This is a genomic window from Aquabacterium sp. (assembly GCF_041909175.1).
GTDB lineage: Bacteria > Pseudomonadota > Gammaproteobacteria > Burkholderiales > Burkholderiaceae_C > Aquabacterium.
In genome coordinates this window covers 140,529-155,489 of sequence record NZ_JAYRDZ010000006.1, presented here as the reverse complement: position 1 = coordinate 155,489, position 14,961 = coordinate 140,529, and the positions used below count along the sequence as shown (strand labels likewise).

Below are 14,961 nucleotides of genomic sequence, written 5' to 3'. Positions count from 1 at the left end.
ACAAGAGGGTTCAGCTTCCCTAAAATGGCGACATTCTATGAAGCAAGTCAACAAGTCAGTCCTGCTCTGGTACTCGCCACGTCAGATGTATGACCTGGTTACCGCAGTTGAGGACTATCCAAAATTTCTGCCCTGGTGTGAAAAAGGCGAGGTGCTTGAGCGTCATCCAGACGGGATGACCGCCCGCGTCCACCTGGCTTTTGCAGGCATCCGTCACGCTTTCACCACACGCAATGTCAATGTGGAGGGCAGAGAGGTGCATCTCAAGTTGGTGGATGGGCCTTTTTCTCAATTGGAAGGCAGCTGGATTTTCCACCCTTTGAGCATGCCTGGGGCTGCGGCGGCACCAGATACCGAGCCAACAGCCTGCAAGGTGGAGTTCTCGCTGCGCTATGCCTTCGCCAGCAAGTCGCTGGCGCTGGTCATCAGTCCAGTTTTTGATCGCATTGCCAATACCTTTGTGGATGCCTTCGTCAAACGCGCGGAGCAGGTTTATGGCCCACGCTGATCAGGCCGTCGCCGCTTCCATCATGGTCGAGGTTGCATTCAGCCCCGAGCCAAGAGTGGTTGAATGTGCGCAAGTCCAATTGAGCGCCGGAGCCAGGGTGCAGGACGCTTTGCACGCCTGTGGCCTGTTTGGGCAGGTGCCATCCTTGACGTGGGATGCCATTCACAGCGGTGCGCTGGCCTTGGGCATCTGGGGGCGTCGCGCTACGCTGGACCAGGGCCTGCGAGACAAGGATCGGGTCGAAATCTACCGTTTCCTGCGTGTTGATCCCAAGGAAGCCCGTCGCCAGCGCTACCGTGCACACGGTGAGAAATTGCCCAAGGGCATCCACCGACCGAAAGACCGATCCAACCCGGGTGACTGAGCACACCTGGGCTGAATCAGCCTGCAGCCGTCACTTGCAGTTGCTGGAGATCGCTTCCTGGGTGCGCTGCATTTCTTCTGCGCGGCCCTTGTCATCCAGGATCTCGCGCTCACCAGCGGCATTGGTGCGCGCAATGCGGATGCCGTCATTCAGTGTTTTCTGATACTGGCGGGCACGCTGGCAGTTATCAGCTCGGGCCTTGGCATTCTTCTCTTCTTCAGCCTTGCGCTTGGCCTGCTGCTCTTCTTCAGCCTTGCGCTTCTTGGCTTCGAGCTCTGATTCGGCCTTGGTCGGAGCGGGCTTGGCTACCGGTGCTGAAGCCGCGTCGGCATCGGACGCCACAGGTTTGGGTGCTGCTACAGGCCGCGGTGCATACGGGCGCTGCAGGATGGCCGATTCCGGCACACCAGCTGGCGGGGGGCGGTCGCTGTACTGGATGGCGCCACTGGCATCACGCCATTTCCATTGCGCGTGCGCGGCAGGGGCATACAACAGGGCCGTCAGGCCAAGCCACGACAGCAACAGGGCGGGGACAGTGCGGGACATTTTCATAGTCATCAGTTTAGTGTGCAGTCATGCTGGCTGGATGACGGGAAAGTGCCGATTCGTAACAAATCCCACGCATCGCCCGATCTCAGGCTCCCGGTTTTCGTATAATCCGCTTTTGCGTCTGGAGCCTGTTCATGCGCCTGCTTGGTAAAGCACTCACGTTCGACGACGTGCTGCTGGTGCCCGCGTTTTCCAAAGTGTTGCCCCGTGACACTTCGCTGGCCACTCGTCTGACCCGTAATATTCAACTGAACCTGCCCCTGGTCTCTGCGGCCATGGACACGGTCACCGAAGCCCGCCTGGCCATTGCCATGGCACAAGAGGGCGGCATCGGGATCATCCACAAAAACCTGACCCCGCAGCAGCAAGCTGCCGAGGTCTCGCGCGTCAAGCGCTTCGAATCCGGTCTCTTGCGCGACCCGATCACCATTTCGTCGGGCGTGCGCGTTCGCGACGTGATGGCCCTGTCGCAGCAGCATGGCATTTCCGGCTTCCCCGTGGTGGACGACGGCAAGGTGGTCGGTATCGTGACCGGCCGTGATCTGCGCTTCGAAACCCGCCTGGATGCACCCGTTCGCGAGATCATGACCCCGCGTGAGCGTCTGATCACGGTCAAGCAGGGTGCGTCGCTGCTGGAAGCCAAGGAACTGATGCACAAGCACAAGCTGGAGCGCGTGCTGGTGGTCAACGATGCCTTCGAGCTGTGCGGTCTGTTCACGGTGAAGGACATCACCAAGCAGACCACCTTCCCGAATGCGGCCCGTGACCCACAAGGCAAGCTGCGTGTCGGCGCTGCCGTGGGCGTGGGTGAGGGCACCGAAGAGCGCATCGAGTTGCTGGTCAAGGCCGGTGCTGACGTGCTCGTGGTCGATACCGCGCACGGTCACAGCCACGGCGTGATCGAGCGCGTGCGCTGGGTCAAGAAGAACTTCCCGCAAGTTGACGTCATTGGCGGCAACATCGCCACGGGTGCCGCCGCGCTGGCGCTGGCTGAGGCTGGTGCAGACGGTGTCAAGGTTGGTATCGGCCCCGGCTCCATCTGCACGACCCGCATCATTGCTGGCGTGGGTGTGCCGCAGATCACAGCCATTGACAATGTGGCGACGGCCCTGGAAGGCACTGGCGTGCCATTGATCGCTGACGGCGGTATCCGCTACTCTGGCGACATCTCCAAGGCCATCGCGGCAGGTGCCAGCACGGTGATGATGGGTGGCATGTTCGCAGGCACCGAAGAAGCCCCTGGCGAAATCATCCTGTACCAAGGCCGTAGCTACAAGAGCTACCGTGGCATGGGGTCGATCGGCGCCATGAAGGCTGGTTCTGCCGACCGCTATTTCCAGGAAAACGACGAAACCACCAATCCGAATGCCGACAAGCTCGTGCCGGAAGGGATTGAAGGTCGCGTGCCTTACAAGGGTTCGTTGCTGAGCATCATCACCCAGATGGCGGGTGGTTTGCGGGCCTCGATGGGCTACTGCGGTTGCGGCACCATTGAAGACATGCGCAACAAGGCCGAGTTCGTCGAGATCACGGCTGCGGGTATTCGTGAAAGCCACGTCCACGACGTGCAGATCACGAAGGAAGCACCCAACTACCGCATGGAGTAATGGGAGCGACTGGCCGCAAGGCGGCCATGCCCTTCATCATGCTGACGGTGCTGATCGACATGATGTCGATCGGCATCATTGCGCCTGTGCTGCCCAAACTGGTGGGCGGCTTCATGGGCAGCGCGGCCGATACCTCCTTCGCCTATGGCGCTGTGCAGGTGGCCTACGCGCTGGCCCAGTTTTTCAGCGCCCCTGTGCTGGGGGCGCTCTCCGACCGCTATGGCCGGCGACCCATCCTTTTGCTGGGTTTGTTCGGCATGGCCATCAACTTTTTTGTCACAGCGCTGGCGACCGCCTTCTGGACACTGTTGGTGGTGCGCATGGTGGGCGGCATGCTGTGCGCCAACGTGGCGGTGGCCAATGCCTACGTGGCCGACATCACCGAAGCCAAAAACCGGGCACGCAACTACGGCATGCTGGGCGCCATGTTTGGCCTCGGCTTCATCCTGGGGCCGGTCACCGGTGGGCTGCTGGGTGACCATAACATCCACTGGCCCTTTTTCGCCGCGGGTGCTTTGGCCCTGTTGAATGGCCTGTATGGCTATTTCATCCTGCCTGAATCCCTGCCACAAGAGCGCCGCCGCACGTTTGATCTCAAGGGCGTTCATCCGTTTGCCGCGGTGGCCCGTTTGCGTGAGTTCAAGGGTGTCGAGTCGCTGATCTGGGTGATCGGTTTGTCGACCCTGGCGCAGTTCATCCTGCACACCTGCTGGATGCTCTACACCGAGTTCAAGTTCGGTTGGTCCCCGCGAGACAACGGCATGTCGCTGTTCGTGGTGGGGCTGATGGCCGTGCTGGTGCAAGGTGGTTTGATGCGTCAGTTCCAGAAGTACATCCCTGCACCCAAACTGGCCAGCATCGGGTTGATTTCATCCACGTTGGCGTTCATCGGCTACGGTGCAGTTCCGCACGGCTGGATGATGTATGTGGTGGTTTGCGCCAACCTGTTTGGCTATGCGGTCAACCCGACCATCCAGGCCATCATTTCGAATGCGGTAGACCCCAAGCGGCAAGGTGAGAGCATGGGTGCCATCTCGTCGATCAACAGCGTGGCTGCCGTGTTGGCCCCCTTGCTGGGCGCGCCTGTGCTGGCTACCGTTTCGCACTATCCGCAAGGTGACTGGCACATCGGCATGCCGTTCTTCCTCTGCGCTGCACTGCAGGCCATCGCGGCCTGGGTAGGTATTCGCTATTTTGCGCGCCAGCATCCGCTGAGCGCTGCAGCGGCCTGAGCGTCGCCGCTGTTGTTTCGCCTTCTGACTTTCTGACTGGTCTCGATCATGCACGACAAGATCCTCATCCTCGATTTCGGCTCACAGGTCACGCAGTTGATCGCCCGTCGCGTGCGTGAATCGCACGTCTATTGCGAAATCCACCCCAATGACGTGTCGGACGACTTCATCAAGTCGTTCAACCCCAAGGGCATCATCCTCTCAGGCAGCCACGCCTCCACCTACGAAGACCACCAACTGCGTGCACCGCAGGCAGTGTGGGATCTGGGTGTGCCCGTGATGGGCATCTGCTACGGCATGCAGACCATGGCCGTGCAACTGGGTGGAGAAGTGAGCTGGTCGGATACCCGTGAGTTCGGTTACGCCGAAGTGCGGGCTCACGGCCACACCAAGCTGCTCGACGGCCTTGCCGACTTCACCACCGCTGAAGGCCACGGCATGCTCAAGGTGTGGATGAGCCACGGCGACAAGGTCACCAAGCTGCCCGAGGGCTTCAAGCTGATGGCCTCGACACCGAGCTGCCCGATCGCTGGCATGGCCAACGAAGAGAAGGGCTACTACGCTGTTCAGTTCCACCCGGAGGTGACCCATACCATCCAGGGACAGGCCATGCTTACCCGCTTCGTGCGCGAGATCGCTGGCTGTCAGGGCGACTGGATCATGGGCGACTACATCGAAGAGGCTGTGGCCAAGATCCGCGAGCAGGTGGGTGACGAAGAAGTGATCCTTGGCCTGTCGGGCGGTGTGGACTCCTCGGTGGCTGCTGCGCTGATCCATCGCGCCATTGGTGATCAGTTGACCTGTGTGTTCGTGGACCACGGCCTGCTGCGCCTCAACGAAGGCGACATGGTCATGGACATGTTCGAAGGCAAGCTGCACGCCAAGGTGATTCGCGTGGATGCCTCCGAACTGTTCCTGGGGCAACTGGCCGGGGTGACTGACCCAGAGCGCAAGCGCAAGATCATTGGTGGCCTGTTTGTGGACGTGTTCAAGGCCGAGGCTGAAAAGCTCAAGGCCAGCGGCCAAGGCCACAAGGGCGCAACCTTCCTGGCGCAAGGCACCATCTACCCTGACGTGGTGGAGTCTGGCGGCACCAAGACCAAGAAGGCCACCACCATCAAGAGCCACCACAACGTGGGTGGCCTGCCAGAACAGCTCGGTCTGAAGCTGCTGGAGCCGCTGCGCGAACTGTTCAAGGACGAAGTGCGCGAGCTGGGCGTGGCGCTGGGGCTGCCGCCCGAGATGGTCTACCGTCATCCCTTCCCTGGCCCGGGTCTGGGCGTGCGCATCCTGGGCGAAGTGAAGAAGGAATACGCTGACCTGCTGCGTCGCGCCGATGCCATCTTCATTGAAGAGCTGCGCAACACCATCGACCCGGCCACCGGTAAGAACTGGTACGACCTGACCTCGCAGGCCTTCACCGTGTTCCTGCCGGTCAAGAGCGTGGGCGTGATGGGCGATGGCCGCACCTATGACTACGTTGTGGCTCTGCGTGCCGTGCAAACGTCAGACTTCATGACCGCCGACTGGGCGGAGCTGCCTTACAGCATGCTCAAGCGCACCTCCGGCCGCATCATCAACGAGGTGCGCGGCATCAACCGCGTGACGTACGATGTGAGCTCGAAGCCGCCCGCCACCATCGAGTGGGAGTAAGCGGAAAGGGGGCGTGAGCCCCTTTTTTCATGTCAGCGCCGCAGCCTCCTGGCGGCGGTTGCGACTTTCGGTTTGAGGCCCAAGGCCGCACGAGCCAGCGTGTCCGCTTCAGCATTGCGATGGCGAGGCACCCAGACCCACTGGATCGACTCAAATTCGGCGCTCAATGCCCGGGCCTCCTCAATCAGAGCGTCCAATCGGGCCAGGGACGCCGAGGTGGCTTGGGAGAGTTGCTCGATCAGAATGCTGCTGTCACTCTGGATGCGCAACTGCTGTGCGTGCTCTGACCGGGCCAGCTGCAAGGCGGCAATCAAGGCTCTGATTTCCGCTTCGTTATTGCAGCCATGACCAGGGGCGGTACAGGACAGGCGGAAGACTCTTCCATCCGGTGCCTGGAGCACAGCGCCCAGTCCCATCTTGCCTGGGTTGGGCTGCGCACTGCCGTCACAGGCGATGTGCCAGCACAGATGATCTGCAGGTATCGATTTTGGTGAAAGATGGGGCATGAGGCTGCGTTGAGCGAGGCCCCGCGTTGCACAATAGCGCGGCCCGCCGTGGCAGCATTGTCATGGGTTTTTCGGTGCAGCGGATGCTGCGTCAATCCATCACGCGAAACATCATGAGAGCACTGAGCCTGTTGTCCCTTGTCGTTGTGCTGGCCATCGTGGCCATGCTGGTGCGCACCCAGTTGCGGGCCAGCCATCAGGTGGAAGGTGCGGCAGCACCAGCCAGTGCGACGGCATCACTGCCAACACAGATTCAAACCGATCTCAACAAGATGATGGATGCACGTCCTGAGCAGCTCAATCGTGAAATGAAGGATGGTCAGCCTTGAGCGAGCCGATTTCCCCTCAGCAGGATGAATTTGCCATGCGGATCGCGCTGGATCAGGCTCACAACGCCTGGTTGGCGGGCGAGGTGCCTGTGGGCGCAGTCATCATGCGACATGGGCAGGTGATCGCAACAGGCTACAACCGACCGATCACCACGCATGACCCGACGGCTCACGCCGAAATCGTGGCATTGCGACATGCCGCTCAGTTGCTGGAAAACTATCGGCTTCCCGAGTGTGAGCTCTATGTGACGCTGGAGCCTTGTGCCATGTGCGCCATGGCTCTGATGCATGCGCGTCTGAAGCGTGTGGTGTTCGCTGCGCATGATCCCAAAACGGGTGTGGCGGGTTCGGCGTTTGATCTGTTTGGCATGCGGCAACTCAATCACCACACGGTGGTGTCCGGTGGGGTGTTGGCGGATCCCGCCTCACGCCTGCTGAAGGAGTTTTTTGCCGAGCGCCGTGCGCAACTGAAGGCAGAGCGGGATGCCGTCAAGGCTTTGGGTGGCATCGAGGAACCTATCCCGGTCGGATTGGTTATCGAAGAGCCGCCTCAAGACGGCTGACCGTCGAGCCCGTCAGACCAGGCCATGAAAAAGGCGCCTCAATGGGCGCCTTTTTTGATTGCCCGATGCTGGTCTGGATCACAGCTTGCGGATGATCACGCTGCCAATCGAGTAGCCTGCGCCAAAGGAGCAGATCACGCCCAGGTCACCCTTGGCCAGATCCTGGCTGGCATTGTGGAATGCGATCACCGAGCCGGCCGAGGAGGTGTTGGCGAATTCGTCGAGGATCAGCGGCGCCAGATCGGGCGTCACTTCACCACCAACAAGCTTCTTGATCACCAACTGGTTCATGCTCAGGTTGGCTTGATGCAGCCAGAAGCGACGCACCTGCGTAGGCTCGATGTCCACCGACTTCAGGTGGGCTTCGATGTGGGCAGCGGCCATCGGCACGACTTCCTTGAAGACCTTGCGGCCTTCCTGGCGGAAGGTCTTGTCGCGCGCGTCTGCAGGGGTGTCTTCGCAACGGTTCATGTAGCCGAAGTTGTTGCGAATGTGGTTCGAGAACTGGGTGGCCAGCTTGGTGCCCAGCACTTCCCACTGGACCGCACTGGTTGCGGTGTCAGCCAGCTCCATGATGACGGCCGTGCATGCATCACCAAAGATGAAGTGGCAGTCACGGTCGCGCCATTCCTGGTGACCGGAGGTGATTTCGGGGTTGACCATCAGCACGCAGCGAGCGCTGCCCGAGCGCAGGGCGTTGACAGCTTGCTCGATACCGAACGTAGCAGACGAGCAGGCCACGTTCATATCAAAGGCATAACCGCCTGCGCCGATGGCGTTCTGGATCTCGACCGCCATGGCCGGGTAGGCGCGCTGCATGTTGGAGGCTGCACAGATGACAGCGTCGATGTCCTTGGCTTCCTTGCCGGCAGCTGCCATGGCTTCTTTGGCAGCCTTGACGGCGATTTCGGCCATCAGGGACAGTTCGTCATCGCTGCGCGGTGCCAGCTTGGGATACATGCGGCTGGTATCCAGCACGCCCGTCTTGTCCATGACGTAGCGCTGCTTGATGCCGGAGGCCTTTTCGATGAATTCGACGCTGGATGGTTGCAGCGCTTGCAGTTGGCCGGCTTCGATCTCGGATGCGTGCCGAGCGTTGTACAACTCTACGTAGCCGTTGTACGACTCAACCAGTTCAGCGTTGGTGATGATGTCGGTGGGCTTGAACAAGCCAGTCCCGCTGATGACGACTTTTGTCATGAATGCTTCCTCGCGAGGTCTGATTCCGCGTCATGACGGGGTGCGGTCAGGCGCGGATGCAAAACCGCGCCCGAGTAGGGCGCGGAAAAGAGGGCATTTTACATGCTGCCGTAGTTCGGGCCGCCGCCACCTTCCGGTGTAATCCAGACGATGTTCTGGGTGGGGTCCTTGATATCGCAGGTCTTGCAGTGCACGCAGTTCTGGGCGTTGATCACCAGGCGGTCGCTGTTGTCGTCGTTCTTCACGAACTCATACACACCTGCCGGGCAATAGCGCTGCTCGGGGCCGGCAAACTTGGCCAGGTTGACGTTGACTGGCACCGAGGCGTCCTTCAAGGTCAAGTGAGCGGGCTGGTGCTCTTCATGGTTGGTGTTCGAGATGAACACCGAGCTCAGGCGGTCGAAGGAGATCTTGCCGTCCGGCTTCGGATAGTCGATCTTCGGCATCGATGCAGCAGGCTGCAGGAAGGTGTGATCGGCTGCGGCGCGGTGGATCGTCCAGGGCGGCGACTTGAAGCCCAGGCGGGGCAGCAGCCACTGTTCGATACCGGTCATCAGCATGCCGATGTACATGCCCTTCTTGAACCACTGCTTGAAGTTCTTGGAAGCGTTGAGCTCTTCCTTCAGCCAGCTGTTTTCGAACGAGGCAGGGTAGGCCGCCAATTCGTCGTGTTGACGGTCGGCGCTCAGCGCCTCGAAGATGGCGTCGGCACACAGCATGCCGGTCTTCATGGCGGCGTGCGAGCCCTTGATGCGTGCGGCATTCAGATAGCCGGCATCACAGCCCACCAAAGCGCCGCCCGGGAACACCGTCTTGGGCAGCGACAGGATGCCACCGGCCGTGATGGCGCGGGCGCCATAGCTCAGACGCTTGCCGCCTTCGAGGAACTGCTTGATGCTGGGGTGAGTCTTCCAGCGTTGCATTTCTTCGAACGGGCTCAGCCAGGGATTCTTGTAGTCCAGGCCAGTGACAAAACCCAGCGTGACCTTGTTGTCTTCCAGGTGATACAGGAAGCCACCACCGTAGGTCTGGGTGTCCATCGGCCAGCCTGCGGTGTGGATCACCAGGCCAGGCTTGGCCTTGGCCGGATCGATTTCCCACAGTTCCTTGATACCGATGGCGTAGCTTTGCGGGTCCTTGCCTTCGTCCAGCTTGAACTTGGCGATCAGTTGCTTGCCCAGGTGACCACGGGCGCCTTCGGCGAAGATGGTGTACTTGCCCAGCAGTTCCATGCCCAGCTGGAAGTTGTCAGTGGGCTCGCCCGATTTGTCGATGCCCATGTTGCCGGTGGCCACACCTTTGACGGAACCGTCGTCGTTGTACAGCACCTCAGCCGCAGCGAAACCGGGGAAGATTTCTACGCCGAGAGCTTCGGCCTGCTGAGCCAGCCAACGCACCACATTGCCCAGGCTGATGACGTAGTTGCCATGGTTGTGGAAGTTGTTCGGGATCAGGCCTTGAGGGGTGGCGTGGGCACCGGTTTCGGTCAGCACCAGCACCTGGTCTTCCGTCACGGCCTGGTTCAGCGGCGCGCCCAGTTCCTTCCAGTTGGGGAAGAGTTCGGAGATGGCGATGGGGTCCATCACGGCGCCGGACAGAATATGGGCGCCGGGCTCGGAACCCTTTTCCAGCACGACAACGGAAATGTCCTTGCCAGCCTTTTCGGCCAGTTGTTTCAGGCGGATGGCAGTGGACAGACCAGCAGGGCCGGCGCCAACGACCACGACGTCGTATTCCATCGACTCGCGCGGGCCAAACTGCTCAAGGATTTCCTGGGGCGTCATCGTGCTTCCTTCTCGGATCGGGAGGTTATTCGGGGCTATTCTTTTAGCAAGTGCGCGATTCTAAAACGCGTCTGGCCCGCATTCTCTCGCAAAAAACGAACGACCGTTCGAAAATTTGCTTTGAATCTTGGGATATCGGACAAGCTGAGGCATGCCTTGACCCGTCAAGCGATGGCGCATGCTAATGTCGCGGCGTTGAGGAGCAATCTGAAGAGAGTATTCGAGCATGAGCTACACCATCGATCTGTCCGGCCGCGTCGCCTTCATCACTGGCGCTTCCAGCGGCCTGGGTACCCAATTTGCACTGACACTGGCTGAGGCCGGTGCGGCCGTCGTGCTCGCAGGCCGCCGGGTCGAGCGACTCAAGACCTTGCGCGCCGAAATCGAAGCCAAAGGCGGTGATGCCCACGTGGTGAAGCTGGATGTCACCAGTATCGACAGCATCAAGGCTGCTGTGGCTCACGCAGAAACGGAAGTGGGCCCGATCGACATCCTGATCAACAACTCGGGCGTGAGTGTGTCCGAGCGACTGCAGGACGTGTCACCCGACAGCTTTGACTACATGTTCGACACGAACGTGCGTGGTGCTTTCTTCATGGCGCAGGAGGTAGCCAAGCGCATGCTGGCTCGTGCCAAGGGGGCGGCACCCGGCACCTTTGCTGGCGGTCGCATCGTCAACATCGCCTCGGCAGCGGGGTTGCGTACCTTGCCGATGATCGGTGTGTACTGCATGAGCAAGGCCTCGGTGATCCACATGACGAAGGTCATGGCTGCTGAGTGGGGCCGGTTCGGTATCACGACCAATGCCATCTGCCCAGGCTACATCGAGACCGAGATCAACAGCGATTACCTGCGCAGTGAAGCCGGGCAGAAGCTGGTCAACCTGTTGCCGCGCAAGCGTGTCGGGCAGCCCAAGGATCTGGACTCGCTGCTGGTCACCCTGTGTGCCCCCCAAAGTGACTTCATCAACGGATCGATCATTTCGGCCGACGATGGCGTCGTGGCGGCTTGAGGCCTGCAGGTCTTGAAATCGACGGACAGGGTCCTATCTGGGTGCCATGAGACTCGACATCCCTGAACACAAGATCCTGGTCCACGAAGTGTCCTTGCCGGTGTGCTGGGGCGACATGGACGCGCTCGGTCATGTCAACAACACGGTCTACTTCCGCTACATGGAGCAGGCCCGCGTGTCGTGGATCACGACCATTGGCGGGCCTGTCACCAACGGCGCGGATGGCCCGATCATCGCCAACACCTTCTGCAATTTCTATCAGGAACTGGTGTTCCCGGCAGATTTGCGTCTGAAACTGTATGTGGCCAACCCCGGGCGCACCAGCATCGACACCTTCGTGACGATCGAGCGTGCCGATGAGCCTGGTGCCATTTGTGCTGCGGGCGGTGCCACCCTGGTCTGGGTCAGCGGGCACTCTGGCCGACCGATTCCCTTGCCGCCCCATATCCTCGGTCTGGCTGGCCAGAAGGCTCTACCCGCCAATGAGCCACCACCCGCCTTGCCGGGTTGACGCCGGCTCACTCCTTGCTAGTTCACCAGTCGCGACACTGCATTGCGTATCTGCCCTAGGGTTGCCATGAGGGCTTTTCGGCCCACACCTTCGAATTTCTCGACGCATTCGGTGTAGGCTGGTAATGTTGCAGTGCAGCGAAGCGGCTTGCCAGTTTCGGCAGGCGAGTGCAACTCATGCGCAAGGAGTGATTGGATGAACAAGGTCTATCCCGATGCCGCCAGCGCGTTGGCTGGGATTGTGAAAGACGGCCAGTTGCTGGCCGTGGGAGGCTTCGGCCTGTGCGGTATCCCGGAGGCGCTGATCGACGCGCTTCAAGCCACGGGGGTCAAGGATCTCACCGTCATCTCGAACAACGCCGGGGTGGATGGGTTCGGCCTGGGCAAGTTGCTCAACACCCGGCAGATCAAGAAAATGATCTCCAGCTATGTGGGCGAGAACAAGGAATTCGAACGCCAGTATCTGGCAGGCGAATTGGAGCTTGAGTTCACGCCACAAGGCACGCTGGCGGAGAAGCTGCGCGCGGGTGGTGCTGGCATCCCGGCCTTTTTCACCAAGACGGGTGTGGGCACCATCGTGGCTGAAGGCAAGGAATTGCGCGAGTTCGATGGTGAAACCTATGTGATGGAGCGTGCGCTGGTGCCCGAGGTGGCGCTTGTCAAAGCCCATATTGCCGACAAGTCCGGCAACCTGATCTTCCGCCGCACGGCACGCAACTTCAATCCTGCTGCAGCGATGGCTGGCAAGCTCACCGTCGTCGAGGTGGAGCAGATCGTGGAAACAGGTGAACTGGATCCTGACGCCGTCCATCTGCCGGGCATCTTTGTGCACCGCATCGTGCACAACCCGAACCCCGAGAAGCGCATCGAAAAGCGCACCATCACCGAGAAGGCAGGAGCTTGACCATGGCATGGACGCACGACGAGATGGCAGCGCGCGCTGCCAAGGAGCTGCAGGACGGCTTCTATGTGAATCTGGGGATTGGCCTGCCTACCCTGGTGGCCAACCACGTGCCTGCGGACATGGAAGTGTGGCTGCAGTCTGAAAATGGCATGCTGGGCATCGGTCCGTTCCCAACCGATGACCAGGTCGATGCCGACATCATCAATGCAGGCAAACAGACGGTCACCTGCCTGCCGGGCTCGTCCATCTTTGGTTCGCACGAGAGCTTCGGGATGATCCGTGCAGGCAAGATCAACCTCTCCATTCTGGGCGCGATGCAGGTGTCCGAGAAGGGGGACCTCGCCAACTGGATGATTCCCGGCAAGATGGTCAAGGGCATGGGCGGCGCCATGGACCTGGTGGCCGGAGTGAAGCGTGTGGTGGTGCTGATGGAGCACGCGGCCAAGAATGGCGAGCACAAGCTGCTTCAAAATTGCACCCTGCCACTGACCGGCGTGGGCGTGGTTGACCGGATCATCACCGAGCTGTGCGTACTGGATGTCACCCCGGAAGGGTTCAAATGTGTCGAGTTGGCACCTGGGGTGACGCTTGAAGAAATTCGCGTCAAGACGGGCGCGCACGTTCACCTCTCACATCTCGAAGCCTGATCCTGGTCACTGGACGGCCTGGTACACAGCAACCGCCTTCGGGCGGTTTTTTCTTGCCTGCGCGCTCTGAGACAATCCAGGCATGAACTCGATCATCGTCGCCTTGCTGGCGCTCAATCTGCTGTTGTTGCTGTGGCTGTCCTGGCGGGCCCTGTCGTCGTCAGGCGTACCGGCGGGGCTGCAGAGCCTGTTCGATGAACTGCGGGGCAGGGCGGAGGAACAGCGCCAGCGTGGTGAACAGATGGGGCGGGAGCTGCGGGACGAGCTGGCACGCAGTGCCACGGCCGCACGTCAGGAGTTGTCCGGCAGCATGGCCCTGTTTCAACAGACTGTGCTGACCCAGCAAGGCGATGCCACGCGGACCCAGAACGAGCAACTGGACAGCTTTCGGGTACAGCTGGCCGCTACCCAACAAGCCCTGACAGACAGCCTGCGTGATGCGGCGTATCAGCAGGCCCAGCAGTCAACATCCTTGCGTGAGGCGCAGTCACAGGCGCTGGCGCGCTTCAATGAAGCCCAGGAAGCAGCCCTGCGACGCATGGGCGAGGGGGTTACCGAGCAGCTTCGCCTGCTGTCGGAGGCCAATGACAGGCGCCTGTCTGAAGTGCGCACCACGGTTGAGACCCGTCTTCAAGCCTTGCAAGCCGACAACGAAAAGAAGCTCGAGCAGATGCGGCAGACCGTGGACGAGAAGCTGCACGCCACGCTGGAGGCCCGTCTGGGCGAAAGCTTCAAGCAGGTTGCAGAACGGCTGGAGCTGGTGCACCGTGGGCTGGGTGAAATGCAACGCCTGGCCAGCGATGTGGGCTCGCTCAACCGCGTGCTCAACAATGTCAAGACCCGCGGTATTTTTGGCGAGGTGCAACTGGCGGGACTGCTGGAGCAGGTATTCACGCCTGAGCAATACGGTGTCAATGTGGAAACCGTGCCGGCGAGCGGTGCGCGTGTTGAATTTGCAATCCGTCTGCCAGGGCAGGGCGGGCAAGACAGTGCACCGGTATGGCTGCCGATTGATGCCAAGTTCCCGAGGGAAGACTACGAGCGTTTGCTCGATGCCCAGGAGGCAGCCGATGCGGCGGGGGTCGAGCAGGCATCCAAGGCCATTGAACAGCGCCTGCGACTGGAAGCCAGGAGCATCCGTGACAAATACCTGGCGCCGCCCCACACGGCCGACTTCGCGATCCTGTTTGTGCCCACAGAAGGCTTGTATGCAGAGGCCTTGCGGCGCCCCGGGCTTGTCGAGTCCATGCAGCGTGAATACCGGGTGATGCTGGCCGGGCCCACGACCCTGCTGGCAACCCTCAATAGCCTGCAAATGGGCTTCCGGACCTTGGCGCTCGAAAAGCGCTCGTCCGAGGTCTGGCAGGTGCTGGGCGCTGTCAAGACCGAGTTTGCCAAGTTCGGCGACGTGCTGGCCAAGACCCGCAAGAAGCTGGACGAAGCCAGCAACACGATCTCGTCGGTCGAAACCCGCACCCGCGTCATGGGCCGGGCGTTGAAGCAGGTGGAAGCGCTGCCGGAAACTCAATCGCAAACGCTGCTGCCACTGGATGCGGCCAACAGCGATACGGACATGGACGCTTGAGGTGGGGT

The 14,961-nt window shown here is 60.8% G+C and carries 16 protein-coding genes; 12 read left to right on the top strand and 4 right to left on the bottom strand.

From position 1 onward, the window contains the following. Positions 1-37 precede the first annotated feature (37 nt). Together ACE3PH_RS10650 and ACE3PH_RS10645 are read left to right on the top strand one after the other, a co-directional pair. Positions 38-508 carry a type II toxin-antitoxin system RatA family toxin gene (locus ACE3PH_RS10650; protein WP_374318705.1) on the top strand — a complete coding sequence of 157 codons (471 nt, stop codon included), beginning with the start codon at positions 38-40 and terminating at the stop codon, positions 506-508. After that, positions 495-872 (top strand): RnfH family protein, encoded by a 378-nt coding sequence (locus tag ACE3PH_RS10645; RefSeq protein ID WP_374318703.1) that lies wholly within the window; start codon positions 495-497, stop codon positions 870-872. Before ACE3PH_RS10650 ends, ACE3PH_RS10645 begins: the two co-directional genes overlap by 14 nt. 30 nt (positions 873-902) lie before the next feature. Here the strand turns inward: ACE3PH_RS10645 and ACE3PH_RS10640 are convergent, their stop codons facing one another. Beyond that, positions 903-1,418: a DUF4124 domain-containing protein gene (locus ACE3PH_RS10640; RefSeq protein WP_374318702.1), complete on the bottom strand. Its 516-nt coding sequence runs from the start codon at positions 1,416-1,418 to the stop codon at positions 903-905. A 137-nt stretch (positions 1,419-1,555) separates the two neighbouring features. On the opposite strand from ACE3PH_RS10640, the gene guaB reads away from it, so the two are divergent. Genes guaB through guaA form a run of 3 tightly spaced genes read left to right on the top strand, consistent with a single transcriptional unit; the run spans position 1,556 to position 5,913 of the window. After that, positions 1,556-3,028, top strand: a complete 1,473-nt coding sequence (gene guaB / locus ACE3PH_RS10635) for an IMP dehydrogenase (protein ID WP_374318700.1) — start codon at positions 1,556-1,558, stop codon at positions 3,026-3,028. Continuing rightward, entirely contained in the window at positions 3,028-4,260 is a 1,233-nt protein-coding gene (locus ACE3PH_RS10630; protein ID WP_374318698.1) for an MFS transporter, read from the top strand. The genes guaB and ACE3PH_RS10630 overlap by 1 nt, the downstream gene beginning before the upstream one ends. A 48-nt stretch (positions 4,261-4,308) precedes the next feature. Then, positions 4,309-5,913, top strand: a complete 1,605-nt coding sequence (gene guaA / locus ACE3PH_RS10625) for a glutamine-hydrolyzing GMP synthase (RefSeq protein ID WP_374318696.1) — start codon at positions 4,309-4,311, stop codon at positions 5,911-5,913. A 32-nt stretch (positions 5,914-5,945) separates the two neighbouring features. Here the strand turns inward: guaA and ACE3PH_RS10620 are convergent, their stop codons facing one another. Beyond that, complete coding sequence (locus ACE3PH_RS10620; protein WP_374318694.1) at positions 5,946-6,419, bottom strand: ribonuclease HI family protein; 474 nt, start codon at positions 6,417-6,419, stop codon at positions 5,946-5,948. A 113-nt stretch (positions 6,420-6,532) separates the two neighbouring features. On the opposite strand from ACE3PH_RS10620, the gene ACE3PH_RS10615 reads away from it, so the two are divergent. Then, a complete protein-coding gene (locus ACE3PH_RS10615) occupies positions 6,533-6,748 on the top strand; it encodes a hypothetical protein (RefSeq protein WP_374318692.1) in 216 nt (71 codons plus the stop codon). Beyond that, positions 6,745-7,311 (top strand): tRNA adenosine(34) deaminase TadA, encoded by a 567-nt coding sequence (gene tadA, locus ACE3PH_RS10610; protein WP_374318690.1) that lies wholly within the window; start codon positions 6,745-6,747, stop codon positions 7,309-7,311. Before ACE3PH_RS10615 ends, tadA begins: the two co-directional genes overlap by 4 nt. Before the next feature lie 78 nt (positions 7,312-7,389). Here the strand turns inward: tadA and ACE3PH_RS10605 are convergent, their stop codons facing one another. After that, entirely contained in the window at positions 7,390-8,511 is a 1,122-nt protein-coding gene (locus ACE3PH_RS10605; protein ID WP_374318688.1) for a beta-ketoacyl-ACP synthase III, read from the bottom strand. A gap of 98 nt (positions 8,512-8,609) precedes the next feature. Further along, entirely contained in the window at positions 8,610-10,295 is a 1,686-nt protein-coding gene (locus ACE3PH_RS10600; RefSeq protein WP_374318686.1) for an FAD-dependent oxidoreductase, read from the bottom strand. A gap of 226 nt (positions 10,296-10,521) precedes the next feature. Between ACE3PH_RS10600 and ACE3PH_RS10595 the strand changes: the two genes are divergently transcribed. From ACE3PH_RS10595 to rmuC, 5 genes are all read left to right on the top strand, one after another. Then, complete coding sequence (locus ACE3PH_RS10595; RefSeq protein ID WP_374318684.1) at positions 10,522-11,307, top strand: SDR family oxidoreductase; 786 nt, start codon at positions 10,522-10,524, stop codon at positions 11,305-11,307. A gap of 46 nt (positions 11,308-11,353) precedes the next feature. Beyond that, positions 11,354-11,818 carry an acyl-CoA thioesterase gene (locus ACE3PH_RS10590; protein WP_374318682.1) on the top strand — a complete coding sequence of 155 codons (465 nt, stop codon included), beginning with the start codon at positions 11,354-11,356 and terminating at the stop codon, positions 11,816-11,818. 195 nt (positions 11,819-12,013) lie between these two features. Further along, complete coding sequence (locus tag ACE3PH_RS10585) at positions 12,014-12,721, top strand: CoA transferase subunit A (protein ID WP_374318680.1); 708 nt, start codon at positions 12,014-12,016, stop codon at positions 12,719-12,721. Positions 12,722-12,723: 2 nt separating this feature from the next. Then, positions 12,724-13,368, top strand: a complete 645-nt coding sequence (locus ACE3PH_RS10580) for a CoA transferase subunit B (RefSeq protein WP_374318678.1) — start codon at positions 12,724-12,726, stop codon at positions 13,366-13,368. 82 nt (positions 13,369-13,450) lie between these two features. Continuing rightward, complete coding sequence (gene rmuC, locus ACE3PH_RS10575) at positions 13,451-14,953, top strand: DNA recombination protein RmuC (RefSeq protein WP_374318676.1); 1,503 nt, start codon at positions 13,451-13,453, stop codon at positions 14,951-14,953. Positions 14,954-14,961 lie beyond the last annotated feature (8 nt).

Excerpts from the sequence above, each read along its gene's own strand:
- ACE3PH_RS10645 (WP_374318703.1), top strand. The coding sequence starts at position 495 with ATGGCCCACGCTGATCAGGCCGTCGCCGCTTCCATCATGGTCGAGGTT.
- ACE3PH_RS10590 (WP_374318682.1), top strand. The coding sequence starts at position 11,354 with ATGAGACTCGACATCCCTGAACACAAGATCCTGGTCCACGAAGTGTCC.
- ACE3PH_RS10640 (WP_374318702.1), bottom strand. The coding sequence starts at position 1,418 with ATGTCCCGCACTGTCCCCGCCCTGTTGCTGTCGTGGCTTGGCCTGACG.
- ACE3PH_RS10605 (WP_374318688.1), bottom strand. The coding sequence starts at position 8,511 with ATGACAAAAGTCGTCATCAGCGGGACTGGCTTGTTCAAGCCCACCGAC.
- ACE3PH_RS10615 (WP_374318692.1), top strand. The coding sequence starts at position 6,533 with ATGAGAGCACTGAGCCTGTTGTCCCTTGTCGTTGTGCTGGCCATCGTG.
- ACE3PH_RS10600 (WP_374318686.1), bottom strand. The coding sequence starts at position 10,295 with ATGACGCCCCAGGAAATCCTTGAGCAGTTTGGCCCGCGCGAGTCGATG.
- ACE3PH_RS10620 (WP_374318694.1), bottom strand. The coding sequence starts at position 6,419 with ATGCCCCATCTTTCACCAAAATCGATACCTGCAGATCATCTGTGCTGG.
- ACE3PH_RS10650 (WP_374318705.1), top strand. The coding sequence starts at position 38 with ATGAAGCAAGTCAACAAGTCAGTCCTGCTCTGGTACTCGCCACGTCAG.
- ACE3PH_RS10595 (WP_374318684.1), top strand. The coding sequence starts at position 10,522 with ATGAGCTACACCATCGATCTGTCCGGCCGCGTCGCCTTCATCACTGGC.
- ACE3PH_RS10630 (WP_374318698.1), top strand. The coding sequence starts at position 3,028 with ATGGGAGCGACTGGCCGCAAGGCGGCCATGCCCTTCATCATGCTGACG.
- guaA (WP_374318696.1), top strand. The coding sequence starts at position 4,309 with ATGCACGACAAGATCCTCATCCTCGATTTCGGCTCACAGGTCACGCAG.
- guaB (WP_374318700.1), top strand. The coding sequence starts at position 1,556 with ATGCGCCTGCTTGGTAAAGCACTCACGTTCGACGACGTGCTGCTGGTG.
- ACE3PH_RS10580 (WP_374318678.1), top strand. The coding sequence starts at position 12,724 with ATGGCATGGACGCACGACGAGATGGCAGCGCGCGCTGCCAAGGAGCTG.
- ACE3PH_RS10585 (WP_374318680.1), top strand. The coding sequence starts at position 12,014 with ATGAACAAGGTCTATCCCGATGCCGCCAGCGCGTTGGCTGGGATTGTG.
- rmuC (WP_374318676.1), top strand. The coding sequence starts at position 13,451 with ATGAACTCGATCATCGTCGCCTTGCTGGCGCTCAATCTGCTGTTGTTG.